We start from the raw sequence: 17,139 nt of genomic DNA on the forward strand, positions 1-17,139 counted from the left end.
TCGCTACTCGCTACTCGCTTAGTGCGGATCTTCCGACCAACCATCGCTATCTGACATATCTGGTGCGCCAGCGATGCTGTTCTCTTCGTCTGCCCATTCACCGAAATCAATCATCTGACATTGCTTGCTGCAAAACGGGCGGTGCGGGCTTTGTTCGCCCCATTCAACGTCAGCATTACATTGAGGGCATTTAACGATGGTGATTTTCTTCGACATAGTGATTCTTAATTTGAAGGTGTAATAATAGTGAGTTTAGGCTCGAGTGAGGACTCAAGCCAAACTATAAAAGGAAATTAATTAGGTGCAGATTGCCAATTCAAATTCGATGTCTTGAGTACAGGCTTGCCCAGTTTCAAAGCTCATGAACTTAACAGCAAAGCGGTTCTTGTGACCGGAGATCATCGGGTAGGCACCGTATTGCATCGGAATAGAAAGACGAAGGATATTCGCTTCATCGGCATCGCTCTGGAAGAAGCCAGCACGAGCGATTTGCTCTTTGAAGTGACCCGTCTCTCTGGTGAGCTTCAACCACAGTGTTAGCGCTTCATACAGAGGCTGTAGGCTATCCATCCAAGCTTTGGCATCTCGCATTCTCTTATCGAGAGGAAGGTGCAGCCAATAATGCAGTGCGGGCAGATCAAAGCAGCATGAACCACCTGGAAGATTAAAGCGTTGGCGAATTGCACTTAGGAAGCGGTCTTCTTTAAGTGACTGGCCAAAACGCTCTGCCTGCATCAGATCACGATAGATGTTACCAATGTCATTAAGTAGTGATGTCAGCATCTCTTGATCGACACCTTCAACATCCAACCAACTTTTGTAGGTTACACGTTGCTTCTCAATATCTTTTGCGAGTTCGCTCTTGAGTTGGATCTGTTCGAAGATTTCAATCAGATCAAAGATGGAACGGAAAAAGAGTTGATACTGTTGAGCATCAGAAAATGTAGAAGACAAGTGTAGCTGCCTCAAGAGTGATTCGACTCTTAAGTAGATGCGTGTTTTCTCATTTAGAGGATGTTCAAATTTATGGGTGATCATCGAGCAAACCTTCATTCAACATTGTTCTATTCTGACCCATCTACAGCACTGATTGCCAGATACTTTTGATGTAAATCTGTGATTTGAGGCAAAAGTTCTTGGTTTTTAGTATGGTTTTTAATCACGTCATCTGCAACTGCTAAGCGTTGTTCTCTTGAAGCCTGTGATTTTAAAATTGATGCAACTTGTTCCCTAGAAACATTGTCACGACTCATCGTACGTTCTATTTGAACTTCTGCTGGCACATCAACAATTAATACGCGATCGGTCATGCCTTGCATTTGGTTTTCCACCAATAGCGGTGCAACTAATAAACCATACGGGGATGTGATTTTAGACAGGTCACTGTCAATTTTGTCACGGATCATGGGATGAAGAAGATCATTGAGCCACTGCTTCTCTTTAGGATCAGAGAAGATCAGCTCACGCAGTCGACTTCGGTTGAGAGTTCCATCTTCAAGCAAGATAGACTCACCAAAGTGTTCTGTAATCTGTTTTAAACCGTCACTGCCCAGCGCAACCACTTCACGTGCCACGATATCAGCATCAACAATATCAATATTAAAATGCTCATTGAACAGGTTAGCGACCGTGGTTTTGCCACTGGCGATACCGCCGCTTAATCCGATAATGATTGCCATGGTTAAATTCCTAGTACAGAAGTGAAATACCAACCCATGATGTCGTTACCCCACATCAAGCTTACCCAACCCGCAATTGCAAGGTAAGGGCCAAATGGAAAGGCTTTATCGATGCCTTGCTGTTTCAGGCGAAGTTGAATTAAACCAAACACAAGGCCGACCAGCGAAGATAAAAGGATGATCATCGGTAGGTGTTGCCAACCAAGCCATGCACCAAGTGCAGCTAGGAGTTTGAAGTCACCGTAACCCATGCCTTCTTTACCTGTTAGCAATTTGAACAGCCAATAAACAGACCATAAAGCGAGGTAGCCAGCCATTACGCCAATCACAGAATCTTGCAGCGATACAGGGCTGATATTAAATAGTGCTAAAGCGATACCGGACCATACCAAAGGCAAGGTGATTTGATCAGGTAACAACATGGTATCGAGATCGATAAAGGTCGCGGTAATCAGTGCGAAGGTGAAAAAAATCGAAGCAATGGCGTAGTAACTGAAACCAAAGTGGCTAGCAACCATTGTGCAAAGTATTGCGGTAAGCAGTTCGACCAAAGGGTAGCGAGCGCTGATTGGATTCGCACAACTGTGACATTTGCCCTTTAAGAACAACCAGCTCAATACTGGGATATTGTCGATGATTCTTAATTGGGTTTCACATTTCGGGCAAGTCGAACGTGGAATGCTTAGGTTAAATTTCCCTTCAGGTGCTGGGATTTTATATTGAGAGAAATACTCCGAGCACTCTTGTTGCCACTCTCGCTCCATCATAATCGGTAAGCGGTGTATGACTACATTGAGGAAGCTGCCGATAAGAAGGCTAAAAATGAAAGCTAATACGGGGAATAGCCAAGGATAGTAGTGAAATACTTCCATAGTGTCCTTTACCACTTGATCTATATGAGCAGAAGTTTGCTACTCATGGGTGTTAAGTTGCTTTTGGCTATCCTAACACACTCATAAGATTAAAGATCGGTAAGTACATCGCAACCACAAGCCCGCCAACAACCGTTCCCAAAAATACGATGATCAATGGTTCTAAAATTTTGCCTAAATTGTCGACTGTGTTGTCTACTTCAAACTCGTAAATGGAAGCGACTTTATTGAGCATATCATCAAGGTTGCCCGACTCTTCACCAATCATCACCATCTGCAACACCATTTCAGGGAAGGCATTGGTATTGCGCATCGCGATATACATAGGCATGCCTGCTGCGGTTTCTCGGTGAACCTCAATGATTGCTGATTCATAATGTAGGTTGCCTGCGGTTTTGGCTGTGGTTTTTAGGCTCATTAAAATAGGAATACCGGAACTAAAGCTTGTTGATAAGGTTCGGCTGAATTTGGCTATTGAGGCTTTCGCTAATACGCCACCGAGAACAGGGAAACGCAATCCTAGCCGACTGACAGACAGTCTGAACGAGTGGGAGCGCTGGCATAGTTGGTAAATAATCAGAACAACAAGCCCGATGCCTACAGCCGTATAAAAACTGTAAGCCTGCATCCAATGGGAAAGGTGGAGTACCTGCTGAGTAAACCAAGGTAAGTCTGCACCAAAGCCTGAAAACATAGATTCAAATTCGGGGATTACCATGGTTAGCATTAGGTAGGAGACAGTTAGTGCAACAATGACCACCATCGCTGGGTAGATCAGTGCTTTTATAACCTTAGACTTTAACTGTTCACTCTTTTCTCGATAAGTTGCCAAGCGTTCGAATACTTGCGCTAGATTACCGGAAAGTTCGCCCGTCGCGACTAAGTCGGTGTAGAGATCATCAAAGTGACGGCTTGCGGTTCGCATCGCTTTTGAGATCGGAGTTCCGGCTTCTACACCTTTGCAGATGTGCGATAAAATTGATTTCATTTCTGCTTTACGGTGATTGTCTGATACCAACTTTATCGCTTGTACGATAGGCACACCAGTAGCCAGCATCGTCGCAAGTTGCCGAGTTAAAATTGTGATGTCTTTGGCTTTGACTCTATGGGTTAAACGAGTGACGGCTGAAATACTTTTCTTTTTGATTTTCTTAATCTGAATATGCTGTTCTTTGAGCTTTTGTCGTACTTCCAATTCGGTGAGCGCTAAGGTTTGCCCAGACACTTTCTTGCCTGAGCTATTAATGCCTTTCCAATGATAGCTTTTTAATTGTGATTGCTTGGACTTATTGCTCATTGGTGCTCCATTGAATTATATGTACAGAACACGTTGTAGCTCTTGATAGCTGGTGGTGCCTTCAAGCAGTTTGTCTAAACCAGATTCTTGCAGTGTTCGCATGCCTTCTCGGCGAGCGAGATCTTCAATCGCTAACGCATTGGGTTTGTTAATTAGGCTGTTTTTAAGTTTGTCGGTAAATGGCATCACTTCGTAGATACCAACGCGACCAGAGTACCCTTGATTGCACTCATTACAGCCTTGAGTGTTGGCTTTGTAGATGGTTTGGCTATTTGGGATTGAATGACGCAGATAAATATCTGGTGAGTCGTCCGTAGCTTTGCAGTGGTTACATAAGCGTCTTGCAAGACGCTGAGCAATAATCAAACTTAAGGACGAAGCAAGATTAAAAGGTTCAATACCCATGTGAGCGAGTCGAGTTACGGTTTCAGCTGCGGAGTTGGTGTGCAGTGTAGAAAGCACCAAGTGACCGGTTTGCGATGCTTTGATCGCGATCTCTGCAGTTTCTAAATCTCGGATCTCACCGACCATGACCACATCGGGATCTTGTCGTAAAAACGACCTCAGTGCTTCCGCAAATCCAAAGCCGATCTTAGGTGTTACTTGTACTTGATTGATGCCACACAGGTTAATCTCGACGGGGTCCTCCGCCGTAGAGATATTGCGTTCAGTGGTATTCAGTACTCGAAGCCCAGTATAAAGAGATACGGTTTTTCCGCTGCCGGTAGGTCCTGTCATTAAGATCATACCTTGTGGGCGTTTCAGGGCATCGAGGTAGAGTGCTTTTTGATCTTCGGTGTAACCTAACTTATCGATATCTAGATTGGCCGCACTACTATCAAGCAGTCGAAGAACGATCTTTTCACCCCACAAGGTCGGCAGCGTTGATACACGCATATCAATCGCTAAGTCGTCATTTAGACGCAGTTTAATACGACCGTCTTGAGGCAAGCGGCGTTCAGCGATATCAAGCTTGGCGAGGATCTTTAAGCGAGCTGATAGACGACGACTTAAGTGAGAGGCGGGTTGCTGTATTTCAACAAGGATACCATCACAACGCAGGCGTACTCGGTAGTGCTCTTCATAAGGCTCGAAGTGGATATCTGATGCACCCTTACGAACCGCATCAACCAGTATCTGATTGATAAAGCGGCTGACAGGGGAGTCGTCTTGGCTGAGATCTTCAATCGACGCTATCTCGTCGTCAGACACCTCAACAAGATTGGCGAGTTCATCTTGAGTGATCTCTTTGCGTTTGGAGTCTTGCCCGGAAATCGAACGGCCATACAGCTTTCGTATTGCGCCTTCTAGTTCTGAGTAGTTGGCGACAACCAATTCAATCTGTAATCCGGTCGCAAATCGAAAGTCATCTTCCGCTTGCAAGTCGGTAGGGTCAGCAGAGGCGAGCGTGAGAGTCGAGCTAGAGACTGAAATCGGGAGAGCACGATACTTGGTTATCAGTTCACGAAGCCCTAATTGGTCACATAAGATTTCATAATCAACATTGGCAAGTTGTACTAACGGTAAGCCGAAGATGGTTTTAATGTTGTTTGCTAAGGAATCGCCGCTGAAGAAATCCAGAACGAGCAAAGCTTCAGGTGTAGAAACACCTGAAGCTTGTATATGTTCCGCAACAGCTTGTTCTTGAGTCAGGCTAAGCAAGTCAGCCTGACGAAGAACGGTCGGGAGGTTGGTTAGCACTTATGAGCAGCCATCTAATTCTGGGATATTCGCAGATTTTGCACATGCCCAACCTGTTGCTGCATCTCGTGATAGTGTGAGGGTTTGTTGATCCAATGAACCTCCAACAAATTTAAACTCAATTGCTGGTGATGTAGGGTTTGCTCCTGTCGAGCCTTGCGCTGAAACTCTTAACGTACCGAGGGTATTTGAACCAGCAGATATACCTAAAGTTGAAAGAGCAGTACTAAGTTCGCCTTCTTCTTGGAAAGTAAGCTCTGCTGGTGTTTGCAGAGACTTTAAAGTTGCAAGGGCAGATGATGCTTCACTCTTAGATACATAATCTTTATACGCAGGCACTGCAATCGCAGATAACACACCAATAATCGCCACTACAATCATCAATTCAATCAGCGTAAAGCCTTTTTGGTTCGTTCTTTTGTTCTTGTTATTCATTGTCTAATTCCATTCTTTAGTTTGTTTCAGTGCAGGCACTGGTTGATGGAAAGAATAGAAGTTGATATGGGGTTGTGGAATGGTGTTCAGGTGTGGTCGCGAGTGGTTTGGTATTTATTGGTGTAGTGTTTCATATAGCGCGCAAAATTATGCGATCAACTTAAATAACTGCTTGAAATATTGATAATTCAGGCAATAAAAAGGCACCGTTATCAACAGTGCCTTTACGGAAATTATTTATTATTCAGTCAATTACGCTTTGAATCTCATTGATAGGTCCATTGCTTTTAGGTGCTTAGTTAATGCGCCTACCGAGATGTAATCAACGCCTGTTTCAGCGAACTCTGCGATAGTGTCTAATGTGACGTTACCTGAGTTTTCTAATGCAGCGCGGCCCGCATTGATTTTAACCGCTTCACGCATCATGTCTGTGGTGAAGTTATCTAGCATGATGATGTCTGCGCCAGCGCTGATCGCTTGCTCTAGCTCTTCTAGGCTTTCGGTTTCCACTTCTACTGGCTTTCCTGGGTTCAGCTCTTTTGCAGTAGAGATAGCCTTCTCAATGCCACCACAAGCGATGATGTGGTTTTCTTTGATTAGGTAAGCATCGAAAACCCCAATACGGTGGTTGAAACCGCCGCCACAAGCGACTGCGTATTTTAGTGCGCTGCGCAGGCCAGGTATCGTTTTACGAGTATCTAACAGGCGGCACTCTGTGTGTTTGATTTTGTCCGCGTAGGTAGCCGTCGTAGTCGCACAACCAGATAGCGTTTGAATGAAGTTCATTGCGTTGCGCTCACCCGTTAATAGCGCGCGTGCTGGACCTGTTAAGGTACAAAGTGTTTGGTTTGGTTCAACCTTGTCGCCATCTTCTACATTCCACTCGATAGTCACTTCACCGCCAAGTTGCTTAAACACTTCATCAGCCCAAGCTTTACCGCAGAACACGCCGTGCTCACGGGTAATAATGGTTGCACTGTTGATTGCGTCTGCAGGGATTAGACTTGCCGTAATATCAGCCGCTGGATCTAACGTGCCACCTAGGTCTTCTTTGATAGTCTCGGCTACTGCACGAGTGATCTCTAGAGGCAGTTGCTCTTTTAAGTAGTCAAGGCGTTGGTGGCTGTTATGTGTGTTTTTCATCGCAAATCTAATCTTGAAAGGGAGTGGGAATGGAATGATACTCTTGCTTAACTTCAAATTAAAGAGGCTAGCGCGACTGCTCTATGGGCAAGGTCACATCTTATTGTGCTAGCAGAAAAGAAAGTGAGACCAAGATGACGATCAGCTCCAACGGATGGTACGACAACGCTCGGCATGTTCCTTCCCCGTATTTTGATGCAAGGCCTAGTGCCGACGATATCTCTCTGCTGGTGGTTCACAACATTAGCTTGCCTCCGGGTCAATTTGGTGGGCCTTACATTGAACAGTTTTTTACGGGAAAACTCGACCCTGTCGAACATCCGTTTTTTAAGGTGATTCACCAAATGGGCGTTTCGGCGCATTGCTTGATTCGTCGTGATGGGGAAGTGGTGCAGTTCGTTTCTTTCTTAGACCGAGCTTGGCATGCGGGTCAATCGAGCTTCGCTGGCCGTGAAAGATGTAATGACTACTCTATTGGCATTGAACTGGAAGGCAGTGACTTTGTTGCTTATACCGAGCAGCAATACCAATCTTTGGCTCAATTAACGGAGACATTGGTGTCGAACTTCCCGCAGATTACGCGTCAGCGTATCACTGGCCATCAATACATCGCTCCGCTACGAAAGACTGACCCCGGTTTGGTTTTTGATTGGAAGAAATATCAAGGCCAACTGAGTTTCTAAATCCGAATTCACAACAAGACTCTGCTCATTGAAGGGCTCTAGATAATCAACGATGAGCATAATTGTTTGTGAATTTTTGTTGTGCTTTTGTAAAGGAAGTGGTCGGACGGGGAGCATCAATAAATCGAGAGTGTGACGAGCTTATCAAACACTCATTTATTAAAACTTATGAACAGAATTTCCACCCTAAATGTGCGCTTGGTTCGATTTTTAAACGAGTGACGCTAATCTTTCTGAAACAATTCATTTTTATCCTGAAACTTTCTAGCACGAACACTCCCCAAAAGTATTGCCCCTGTAAATGGTAAGACCAATTTGGTTGCTGTTTTAAATTCCATTTGTTAAATCATGGTTAATTCATGCTGTATTCTATGATGCAGGTCAATTTTAGGCTGGACAGTGGCGTTTTAATTATGTTAATTTCTGCCCAACTTAAAATTGGTATTACCAATTGTCAGCGAAGAAAAAGAAGAACAACAAACTATGGCTTATCAAAGGATTCGTCAGCCAAAACTCTCCGATGTTATCGAACAAGAGTTAGAAAGGTTGATAGTGGAAGGAACACTGGCTCCAGGGCAGCAGCTGCCGCCTGAGCGCGAACTGGCGAAACAGTTCGATGTGTCTCGTCCTTCGATCCGAGAAGCGATACAACGTTTAGAAGCAAAACGCTTGCTTACTCGCCGTCAAGGTGGAGGTACGTTTGTTAGCGAAAATATCTGGAAAAGCTTTTCAGATCCTTTGCTTAATTTGTTGTCGTCCCATTCTGAAACCCAACTAGACTTGTTGGAATCGCGTCATGCGATGGAAGGGATTTCGGCTTACTTCGCGGCATTGCGTGGAACCGATGAAGACTTTGCTCGTATTCAAGCCTGCCAAGAAAAAATTCACGGCGCGCAAGAAAAGGGTGATATTGAAGCCGAATCTGCAGCGGTGATGGCTTTTCTTATTGCTTTAACAGAGGCAGCGCACAATGTGGTGTTATTGCACATTGTTCGTAGCTTGGCTCCGTTACTCGAACAAAACGTCTTAGAAAATTTAAAGCTGTTGCATCGTCGTAAAGACGTTGTGGAGAAAGTGAGTATACATCGAGCTAATATTGTGGATGCGATCGTTTCAGGACAGCCAGAACAGGCGCGTGAAATGTCACACTCTCATTTAGCTTACATCGAAGAAACATTGCTGGATTTGACGAAGGAAGAATCGCGCCGCGAACGTTCTCTACGTCGAATTCAACAGGGTAAATAGCCGTAATACTTCGGCTTTTTACGTGTTTAGTAGAATCCAACTAACAAAAAGGATAGATCGCCATGTCTGACATGAAGCATGACGTTGATGCTCTGGAAACTCAAGATTGGTTAGAAGCTCTTGAGTCAGTAGTACGTGAAGAAGGTGTAGAACGTGCACAGTTTTTACTAGAACAAGTTCTAGATAAAGCGCGTTTAGATGGTGTTGATATGGCTACAGGCATCAACACAAACTACATCAACACAATTCCAGCAGCACAAGAGCCAGCTTACCCTGGTGACGTAACTCTTGAGCGTCGTATTCGTTCGATTATTCGCTGGAACGCAATCATGATCGTATTGCGTGCTTCTAAGAAAGACCTAGACCTTGGTGGTCACATGGCTTCTTACCAGTCAGCAGCAGCGTTCTACGAAGTATGTTTCAACCACTTCTTCCGTGCTCCAAACGAGACAGACGGTGGCGATCTAGTTTACTACCAAGGTCACATCTCTCCAGGTATCTACTCTCGTGCATTCGTTGAAGGTCGTCTAACTGAAGAACAGCTAGATAACTTCCGTCAAGAAGTTGATGGTAAAGGTATCCCTTCTTACCCGCACCCGAAACTGATGCCTGAGTTCTGGCAGTTCCCGACAGTATCTATGGGTCTTGGCCCTATCTCTGCTATCTACCAAGCGCGCTTCCTTAAGTACCTTGACGGCCGTGGCCTGAAAGAAACTTCAGCGCAACGCGTATACGCGTTCCTAGGTGACGGTGAGATGGATGAGCCAGAATCACGTGGTGCTATCTCTTTCGCTGCGCGTGAGAAGCTAGACAACCTATGTTTCCTAATCAACTGTAACCTACAGCGTCTAGACGGCCCTGTAATGGGTAACGGTAGCATCATCCAAGAACTTGAAGGCCTATTCAAAGGCGCAGGTTGGAACGTTGTTAAAGTTATCTGGGGTAGCAACTGGGATTCTCTACTAGCTAAAGACACTACTGGTAAGCTTCTTCAACTAATGAATGAAACTATCGATGGTGACTACCAAACATTCAAATCTAAAGATGGCGCATACGTACGTGAGCACTTCTTTGGTAAGTACCCAGAAACAGCTGCACTAGTTGCAGACATGACTGATGACGAAATCTTCGCTCTTAAGCGTGGTGGTCACGATTCTTCTAAACTGTTTGCTGCATTCAACAATGCAAAAGAGACAAACGGCAAGCCAACTGTAATCCTAGCTAAGACTGTTAAAGGTTACGGCATGGGTGATGCAGCTGAAGGTAAGAACATTGCACACGGTGTTAAGAAAATGGACATGACTCATGTTCAACACCTACGTGATCGCCTAGGCCTAGAAGACATCCTTTCAGATGAGAAGATCGCTGAACTTCCTTACCTGAAACTGGAAGAAGGTACGCCTGAGTACGAATACATGCACGCTCGTCGTAACGCTCTACACGGTTACACACCTGCACGTCTTCCTAAGTTTACTCAAGAGTTCAAGGTTCCTGAGCTAGACGCATTCGCACCTCTACTAGGTGAACAGAAGCGTGATATCTCTACAACTATGGCTTATGTACGTACGCTAAACATCCTTCTTAAAGATAAGAACATTGGTAAGAACATCGTTCCTATCATCTGTGATGAAGCTCGTACATTTGGTATGGAAGGTCTATTCCGTCAGGTTGGTATCTACAACCCACACGGTCAAGAATACACACCTGAAGATAAAGGCATCGTTTCTTACTACAAAGAAGCAACGTCTGGTCAAGTTCTTCAAGAAGGTATCAACGAACTAGGTTCTATGGCTTCATGGGTTGCTGCTGCAACTTCATACAGCACAAACGATCTACCGATGATCCCGTTCTACATCTACTACTCAATGTTCGGTTTCCAACGTATTGGTGACATGGCATGGCTAGCAGGCGACCAACAAGCTCGTGGCTTCCTACTAGGTGCTACTGCAGGTCGTACAACACTGAACGGTGAAGGTCTACAGCACGAAGATGGTCACTCGCACATCCAAGCGAACACTATCCCGAACTGTATCTCTTACGACCCAACGTTTGCTTACGAGCTAGCGGTAATCATGCAAGACGGTATCCGTCGCATGTACGGTCCTGAGCAAGAGAACGTTTACTACTACCTAACAGTAATGAACGAGAACTACGCAATGCCAGCAATGCCAGAAGGCGCTGAAGAAGGCATCCGTAAAGGTATCTACAAGCTTGAATCTCACGCTGGTGCTAAGGGTAAAGTTCAACTAATGAGCTCTGGTACTATCATGAACGAAGCGCGTAAAGCAGCTGAAATTCTAAGCGAAGAGTACGGCGTAGCATCTGACGTATTCTCTGTAACGTCGTTCAACGAACTAACTCGTGACGGCCAAGCGGTAGAGCGTGACAACATGCTTCACCCAGAAGCTGAAGAGAAAGTACCGTACATCACGACTGTTCTTGGTAAAGAACCTGCAATCGCAGTGACTGACTACATGAAGAACTACGCTGAGCAAGTACGTGCGTACATGCCAACTGAGTCTTACAAAGTACTTGGTACAGATGGTTTCGGCCGTTCTGACAGCCGTGCAAACCTACGTCGTCACTTCGAAGTTAACGCTGGCTACATCGTAGTTGCAGCTCTAACTGAACTGGCTAAACGTGGTGACATCGAGAAATCTGTAGTTGTTGAAGCAATTGCTAAATTCGATATCGACACTGAAAAAACTAACCCGCAATACGCATAAGACTGGCATTAAGGTAGGTAAATACAATGACAATCGAAATTAATGTACCAGACATCGGTGCTGACGAGGTTGAAGTAACTGAGATTCTTGTAAACGTTGGCGACAAGGTTGAAGAAGAGCAGTCACTGATCACTGTTGAAGGCGACAAAGCTTCAATGGAAGTTCCTGCGTCTCAAGCGGGTATCGTTAAAGAAATCAAAGTAGCGGAAGGCGATTCTGTTTCTACTGGTTCTCTTATCATGATCTTTGAAGAGGCAGGCTCTCCTGCGGAAGGTGCTGCAGCAGCACCGGCTGCGCCAGCAGTTGAAGCGGCGGCACCAGTTGCTGCAGCTCCTGCAGCGGCAGCTGAGCTTAAAGAAGTTCACGTACCAGATATCGGCGGTGATGAAGTTGAAGTAACTGAAATTATGGTTGCTATCGGTGACGCAGTAGAAGAAGAGCAATCTCTTCTTACTGTTGAAGGCGACAAGGCTTCAATGGAAGTTCCTGCACCATTCGCTGGTATCGTTAAAGAAATCAAGATCGCTTCTGGTGATTCAGTTTCTACTGGTTCTCTAGTAATGGTATTCGAAGTAGCTGGTTCATCACCTGCAGAAGCTCCGGCTCCTGCGGCAGCACCACCAGTTGCAGCGGCTCCAGCAGCATCTGCTGAGAAAGAAGTAAACGTTCCTGACATCGGCGGTGACGAAGTAGAAGTTACTGAAATCATGGTAGCGGTTGGCGATACAGTAGAAGAAGAGCAATCTCTAATTACTGTTGAAGGCGACAAAGCTTCAATGGAAGTTCCTGCACCATTCGCTGGTACAGTAAAAGAGATCAAGATTGCAGCTGGCGACAAAGTGTCAACTGGCTCTCTAATCATGACTTTCGTCGTGGCCGGCACTCCGGTTGAAGGCGCAGCGCCTGCTCCTGTTGCAGCACCTGCACAAGCAGCAGCTCCAGCGGCGGCACCTGCTCCTAAAGCAGAAGCACCTGCAGCGGCTCCAGCAGCAGCTGGCGACTTCCAAGAGAACGGTGACTACGCGCACGCTTCTCCAGTAGTTCGTCGTCTAGCTCGTGAATTTGGCGTTAACCTTTCTAAGGTTAAAGGTACTGGTCGTAAGAGCCGTATCCTTAAAGAAGACGTTCAGTCTTACGTTAAAGATGCACTTAAGCGTCTTGAGTCTGGTGCAGCTGCATCTGGCAAAGGCGGCGACGGTTCTGCTCTTGGTCTACTACCATGGCCAAAAGTTGACTTCAGCAAGTTCGGCGAAACTGAAGTTCAGAAGCTTTCTAAGATTAAGAAGATCTCTGGTGCTAACCTGCACCGTAACTGGGTAATGATCCCTCACGTTACACAATGGGACAACGCAGACATCACTGAGCTAGAAGCATTCCGTAAAGAACAGAACGCAATCGAAGCGAAGAAAGACACTGGCATGAAGATCACTCCACTTGTGTTCATCATGAAAGCTGTTGCTAAAGCGCTAGAAGCATTCCCAGCGTTTAACTCTTCTCTTTCTGAAGATGGCGAAAGCATCATTCTTAAGAAGTACGTAAACGTGGGTATCGCTGTTGATACACCAAACGGTCTAGTTGTTCCTGTCTTCAAAGACGTGAACAAGAAAGGCATTTACGAGCTATCTGAAGAGCTAATGGCTGTTTCTAAGAAAGCACGTTCTGGTAAGCTAACAGCGGCAGACATGCAAGGCGGTTGTTTCACAATCTCTAGCCTTGGTGGTATTGGCGGCACTGCATTTACTCCAATCGTAAATGCTCCAGAAGTAGGTATCCTAGGTGTATCTAAGTCTGAAATTAAGCCAGTTTGGAATGGTAAAGAGTTCCAACCACGTCTACAGCTTCCACTGTCTCTATCATACGACCACCGTGTGATCGATGGTGCTGAAGGTGCACGCTTCATTACTTTCCTAAACAGCGCACTATCTGACATTCGTCGTCTAGTACTGTAATTGAGAAAGTAATTATTAAGGTGACTTTCGGGTCACCTTAATTCTTTATATAAAGACTATTTTTAGACAACAGTTTCCTGCATTTCTCATAATCTGATGGGGAATTGTTGTCTAGCTCACAGGCTAACTTAAAGCTACTTTCACACTGTTAACATCTCTGTAAAATGTTTCCTGTTTGAAAGCCCAATAATTTTAAGAACATCTACTCAGCCTGTTAGGGATAATGACTACAAGAGGTCACAATGAGCAAAGAAATTAAAGCCCAAGTTGTTGTACTTGGTTCAGGTCCTGCTGGTTACTCAGCGGCATTCCGTTGTGCGGATTTAGGTCTAGAAACAGTACTAGTTGAACGTTACAGCACTCTTGGTGGTGTATGTCTAAACGTTGGTTGTATTCCATCAAAAGCACTTCTTCACGTTTCTAAAGTAATCGAAGAAGCTAAAGCGATGGCAGAGCACGGCGTTGTATTCGGCGAGCCACAAACGGACATCAACAAGATCCGTATCTGGAAAGAAAAAGTAGTTGATCAACTAACTGGCGGTCTTGGCGGTATGGCTAAGATGCGTAACGTTACTGTTGTTAACGGTTTCGGTAAGTTCACTGGTCCTAACAGCATTCTTGTTGAAGGCGAAGGCGAAGCAACAACTGTTAACTTCGACAACGCAATCATTGCTGCGGGTTCTCGCCCAATCAAACTTCCTTTCATCCCACATGAAGACCCACGTATTTGGGATTCTACGGATGCACTAGAACTAAACGAAGTACCTGAAAAACTGCTTATCATGGGCGGCGGTATCATCGGTCTTGAGATGGGTACGGTTTACCACTCTCTAGGTTCTAAAGTTGAAGTTGTAGAGATGTTCGATCAAGTTATCCCTGCTGCGGATAAAGACATCGTTAAAGTTTTCACTAAGCGCATTAAGAACAAGTTCAAGCTAATGCTTGAAACTAAAGTGACTGCTGTTGAAGCAAAAGAAGACGGTATCTACGTTTCAATGGAAGGCAAAAAAGCACCAGCTGAAGCTGAACGCTACGATGCTGTTCTTGTTGCTATCGGTCGTGTTCCAAACGGTGCACTTATCGACGCTGAAAAAGCGGGTATCGAAGTTGATGAGCGTGGTTTCATCAATGTTGATAAGCAAATGCGTACTAACGTTCCTCACATCCACGCGATCGGTGATGTTGTTGGTCAACCAATGCTTGCTCACAAAGGTGTGCATGAAGGTCACGTAGCTGCTGAAGTTATCTCTGGTAAGAAGCACTACTTCGACCCTAAAGTAATCCCATCAATTGCGTACACTGAGCCAGAAGTTGCTTGGGTAGGTAAGACTGAGAAAGAAGCGAAAGCTGAAGGCATCAATTACGAAGTTGCTACTTTCCCTTGGGCTGCTTCTGGTCGTGCAATCGCTTCTGACTGTGCAGACGGCGTGACTAAGATGATCTTCGATAAAGATACTCATCGCGTAATCGGTGGTGCTGTTGTTGGTACTAACGGTGGTGAACTTCTTGGCGAAATCGGCCTAGCGATCGAAATGGGTTGTGATGCAGAAGATATCGCACTTACTATCCACGCTCACCCAACTCTACACGAGTCTGTTGGTCTAGCTGCGGAAGTATTCGAAGGTTCAATCACTGACCTTCCAAACAAAAAAGCAGTGAAAAAGAAGAAGTAATTCTTTCTTAGTCACTCGCTAATGTTTTTAAAAGCCGCTGATTTGTCAGCGGCTTTTTTATGTCTGAAGTAAGGCGCAGGAACGTTTCACTCCGAGATGCGAGTACGCTGCGCTCCGGGATACGAAGAGCGAGTGCTAAAAACAAAAAAGGATTGACGCAATACGCCAATCCCTAAGTTTTTTTCGAAGACCGAATTTCAAATCTATTTATAAATGCACAGCATGTTCAAGTAGCTATCCGTTAAGCTTGAAAGCTCTTCTGGCGTTTCTACACGTTTCGCTTGGATGAATAGCGAGTAGCAAATGCCGTGGAATAGATTGGCTAGATGTTTAGGATCGTGATCGTCACAAACTTCGCCACGTTCAATCGCTTTGCTAAACATGTTTTGTACTAACATTTGGTTAGTGCGGTTCGTTGTTACGAATAGCGGCCATACTTCATCACGAGTCGAAGCGCTCCATTCGAACCACACATTTAACCAATGGCTATCTTGAGCCACTAACGTCACCATTTCAGTCGCAATATTATGTAGGTTTTGTTTTGCGTGAATATCCAGATCGATATTGTCTGAAAGGAAGTTAGAGAATTGGCGTACAACGTGATTTAGTACTTCATCAACCAGATCTTCACGGGTAGGGAAGTAGTTAAATACAGTTGCGACAGACACCTGAGCGATGTCTGCAATATCAGCGTGTCCACCACGACCGATACCGCGGCGAGAGAATACCTCAAGAGCGATTTCCATCAATTGAAGTTTTCTTTTTAAAGGTGAAAGCCTAGTTCTAGGTCTCTTAGATATTGAGTCCATTTTATTTTCCTTGCCAACGAAATTTTTATATTAATGATTTTATTATTATTTAAGCCAAGATGAGTGTAATGGTGCATATGCGAATGGTCAATCCTTTGAGCTTATTTAATAGACAGTTACATCAAACTTGATACATAAAGCGTGATCCACATTGATGTGAAAGGAGGCGACTATCAGACAAGGCACCAGCGCACATTTCATTAATAATCTCACAGTAAATTGGAACCATAAGGTGGTGTGGGTATTTGAGCAGTGCTAGACTTACGCACAAATTGAGCGGCACCCATGGCATAACTGTCTACACTTGTCGCAATCACCAAACAAAATGAGAGCAGTATGAAGCATACAGTTGAAGTCATGATCTCTGAGCAAGAAGTTCAGGATCGAGTGAACGAACTAGGCAAACAGATCACGGAACACTACCAAGGCAGTGAAGATCTGGTTTTAGTTGGCTTATTACGTGGATCGTTTGTCTTTATGGCGGATCTTGCTCGTGCTATCGATTTAACTCACCAAGTTGATTTCATGACTGCGTCTAGCTACGGCAACAGCATGGAAAGCTCACGTGATGTTCGTATTTTGAAAGACCTAGATGACGACATCCAAGGTAAAGACGTTCTGCTTGTAGAAGATATTATCGATACTGGTAATACACTGACTAAGGTAAAAGAGATCCTGAGCCTTCGTGGTCCTAAGTCTATCGAAATCTGTACGCTACTAGACAAGCCTTCTCGTCGTGAAGTGACGGTAGATACTAAGTGGATTGGTTTTGAGATCCCAGACGAGTTTGTTGTTGGTGTTGGTATCGACTACGCACAAAAATATCGTCACCTACCGTACATCGGTAAGGTAGTACCTCAAGAGTAATCATTACGCTTGTGGTTTAGAAGTCATTAAAAAGCCCGCTTGATGCGGGCTTTTTGTATA

General features: G+C 44.9%; 15 protein-coding genes. 6 read left to right on the top strand and 9 right to left on the bottom strand.

What is annotated here, in order from left to right; all coding sequences use genetic code 11:
- Positions 1-18 precede the first annotated feature (18 nt).
- From yacG to nadC, 8 genes are all read right to left on the bottom strand, one after another.
- Positions 19-216, bottom strand: a complete 198-nt coding sequence (gene yacG / locus AB4154_RS18400) for a DNA gyrase inhibitor YacG (protein WP_004735515.1) — start codon at positions 214-216, stop codon at positions 19-21.
- 81 nt (positions 217-297) lie between these two features.
- A complete protein-coding gene (zapD, locus tag AB4154_RS18405) occupies positions 298-1,038 on the bottom strand; it encodes a cell division protein ZapD (protein ID WP_017063237.1) in 741 nt (246 codons plus the stop codon).
- 26 nt (positions 1,039-1,064) lie between these two features.
- Complete coding sequence (gene coaE / locus AB4154_RS18410; protein WP_372123758.1) at positions 1,065-1,679, bottom strand: dephospho-CoA kinase; 615 nt, start codon at positions 1,677-1,679, stop codon at positions 1,065-1,067.
- Between the two features lie 2 nt (positions 1,680-1,681).
- On the bottom strand, positions 1,682-2,551 hold the full coding sequence (locus tag AB4154_RS18415) for an A24 family peptidase (RefSeq protein ID WP_372123761.1): 870 nt from the start codon (positions 2,549-2,551) through the stop codon (positions 1,682-1,684).
- Between the two features lie 67 nt (positions 2,552-2,618).
- The gene (locus AB4154_RS18420) at positions 2,619-3,848 is read right to left on the bottom strand and encodes a type II secretion system F family protein (protein WP_372123763.1); all 1,230 of its coding nucleotides are present in this window, start codon (positions 3,846-3,848) and stop codon (positions 2,619-2,621) included.
- Positions 3,849-3,863: 15 nt separating this feature from the next.
- Entirely contained in the window at positions 3,864-5,549 is a 1,686-nt protein-coding gene (gene pilB / locus AB4154_RS18425; RefSeq protein WP_372123766.1) for a type IV-A pilus assembly ATPase PilB, read from the bottom strand.
- Entirely contained in the window at positions 5,550-5,984 is a 435-nt protein-coding gene (locus tag AB4154_RS18430) for a pilin (protein WP_372123769.1), read from the bottom strand.
- 252 nt (positions 5,985-6,236) lie between these two features.
- Positions 6,237-7,127 (bottom strand): carboxylating nicotinate-nucleotide diphosphorylase, encoded by an 891-nt coding sequence (nadC, locus tag AB4154_RS18435; RefSeq protein ID WP_372056204.1) that lies wholly within the window; start codon positions 7,125-7,127, stop codon positions 6,237-6,239.
- Positions 7,128-7,210: 83 nt separating this feature from the next.
- Between nadC and ampD the strand changes: the two genes are divergently transcribed.
- The 5 genes from ampD (at position 7,211) to lpdA (ending at position 15,403) form a co-directional block, all read left to right on the top strand.
- On the top strand, positions 7,211-7,810 hold the full coding sequence (gene ampD / locus AB4154_RS18440) for a 1,6-anhydro-N-acetylmuramyl-L-alanine amidase AmpD (RefSeq protein ID WP_017068879.1): 600 nt from the start codon (positions 7,211-7,213) through the stop codon (positions 7,808-7,810).
- Positions 7,811-8,293: 483 nt separating this feature from the next.
- Positions 8,294-9,055, top strand: coding sequence for a pyruvate dehydrogenase complex transcriptional repressor PdhR (gene pdhR / locus AB4154_RS18445; RefSeq protein WP_017059443.1), 762 nt, complete (start codon positions 8,294-8,296; stop codon positions 9,053-9,055).
- Between the two features lie 62 nt (positions 9,056-9,117).
- On the top strand, positions 9,118-11,781 hold the full coding sequence (gene aceE, locus AB4154_RS18450) for a pyruvate dehydrogenase (acetyl-transferring), homodimeric type (RefSeq protein WP_017059442.1): 2,664 nt from the start codon (positions 9,118-9,120) through the stop codon (positions 11,779-11,781).
- A gap of 26 nt (positions 11,782-11,807) precedes the next feature.
- A complete protein-coding gene (gene aceF, locus AB4154_RS18455; RefSeq protein WP_372123772.1) occupies positions 11,808-13,730 on the top strand; it encodes a pyruvate dehydrogenase complex dihydrolipoyllysine-residue acetyltransferase in 1,923 nt (640 codons plus the stop codon).
- Positions 13,731-13,972: 242 nt separating this feature from the next.
- Positions 13,973-15,403, top strand: coding sequence for a dihydrolipoyl dehydrogenase (gene lpdA / locus AB4154_RS18460; protein ID WP_017059440.1), 1,431 nt, complete (start codon positions 13,973-13,975; stop codon positions 15,401-15,403).
- 203 nt (positions 15,404-15,606) lie between these two features.
- Here lpdA and AB4154_RS18465 read toward each other — a convergent pair whose 3' ends face one another.
- The gene (locus AB4154_RS18465) at positions 15,607-16,212 is read right to left on the bottom strand and encodes a LuxR/HapR/OpaR family quorum-sensing transcriptional regulator (protein WP_019824386.1); all 606 of its coding nucleotides are present in this window, start codon (positions 16,210-16,212) and stop codon (positions 15,607-15,609) included.
- A 336-nt stretch (positions 16,213-16,548) separates the two neighbouring features.
- On the opposite strand from AB4154_RS18465, the gene hpt reads away from it, so the two are divergent.
- Positions 16,549-17,079: a hypoxanthine phosphoribosyltransferase gene (gene hpt, locus AB4154_RS18470; RefSeq protein ID WP_102319889.1), complete on the top strand. Its 531-nt coding sequence runs from the start codon at positions 16,549-16,551 to the stop codon at positions 17,077-17,079.
- Positions 17,080-17,139 lie beyond the last annotated feature (60 nt).

This window comes from Vibrio sp. 10N.286.51.B11, assembly GCF_041469245.1.
Lineage (GTDB): Bacteria > Pseudomonadota > Gammaproteobacteria > Enterobacterales > Vibrionaceae > Vibrio > Vibrio crassostreae_C.

Excerpts from the sequence above, each read along its gene's own strand:
- coaE (WP_372123758.1), bottom strand. The coding sequence starts at position 1,679 with ATGGCAATCATTATCGGATTAAGCGGCGGTATCGCCAGTGGCAAAACC.
- pdhR (WP_017059443.1), top strand. The coding sequence starts at position 8,294 with ATGGCTTATCAAAGGATTCGTCAGCCAAAACTCTCCGATGTTATCGAA.
- lpdA (WP_017059440.1), top strand. The coding sequence starts at position 13,973 with ATGAGCAAAGAAATTAAAGCCCAAGTTGTTGTACTTGGTTCAGGTCCT.
- yacG (WP_004735515.1), bottom strand. The coding sequence starts at position 216 with ATGTCGAAGAAAATCACCATCGTTAAATGCCCTCAATGTAATGCTGAC.
- AB4154_RS18415 (WP_372123761.1), bottom strand. The coding sequence starts at position 2,551 with ATGGAAGTATTTCACTACTATCCTTGGCTATTCCCCGTATTAGCTTTC.
- AB4154_RS18430 (WP_372123769.1), bottom strand. The coding sequence starts at position 5,984 with ATGAATAACAAGAACAAAAGAACGAACCAAAAAGGCTTTACGCTGATT.
- aceE (WP_017059442.1), top strand. The coding sequence starts at position 9,118 with ATGTCTGACATGAAGCATGACGTTGATGCTCTGGAAACTCAAGATTGG.
- AB4154_RS18465 (WP_019824386.1), bottom strand. The coding sequence starts at position 16,212 with ATGGACTCAATATCTAAGAGACCTAGAACTAGGCTTTCACCTTTAAAA.
- nadC (WP_372056204.1), bottom strand. The coding sequence starts at position 7,127 with ATGAAAAACACACATAACAGCCACCAACGCCTTGACTACTTAAAAGAG.
- AB4154_RS18420 (WP_372123763.1), bottom strand. The coding sequence starts at position 3,848 with ATGAGCAATAAGTCCAAGCAATCACAATTAAAAAGCTATCATTGGAAA.
- aceF (WP_372123772.1), top strand. The coding sequence starts at position 11,808 with ATGACAATCGAAATTAATGTACCAGACATCGGTGCTGACGAGGTTGAA.
- hpt (WP_102319889.1), top strand. The coding sequence starts at position 16,549 with ATGAAGCATACAGTTGAAGTCATGATCTCTGAGCAAGAAGTTCAGGAT.
- ampD (WP_017068879.1), top strand. The coding sequence starts at position 7,211 with ATGGGCAAGGTCACATCTTATTGTGCTAGCAGAAAAGAAAGTGAGACC.
- zapD (WP_017063237.1), bottom strand. The coding sequence starts at position 1,038 with ATGATCACCCATAAATTTGAACATCCTCTAAATGAGAAAACACGCATC.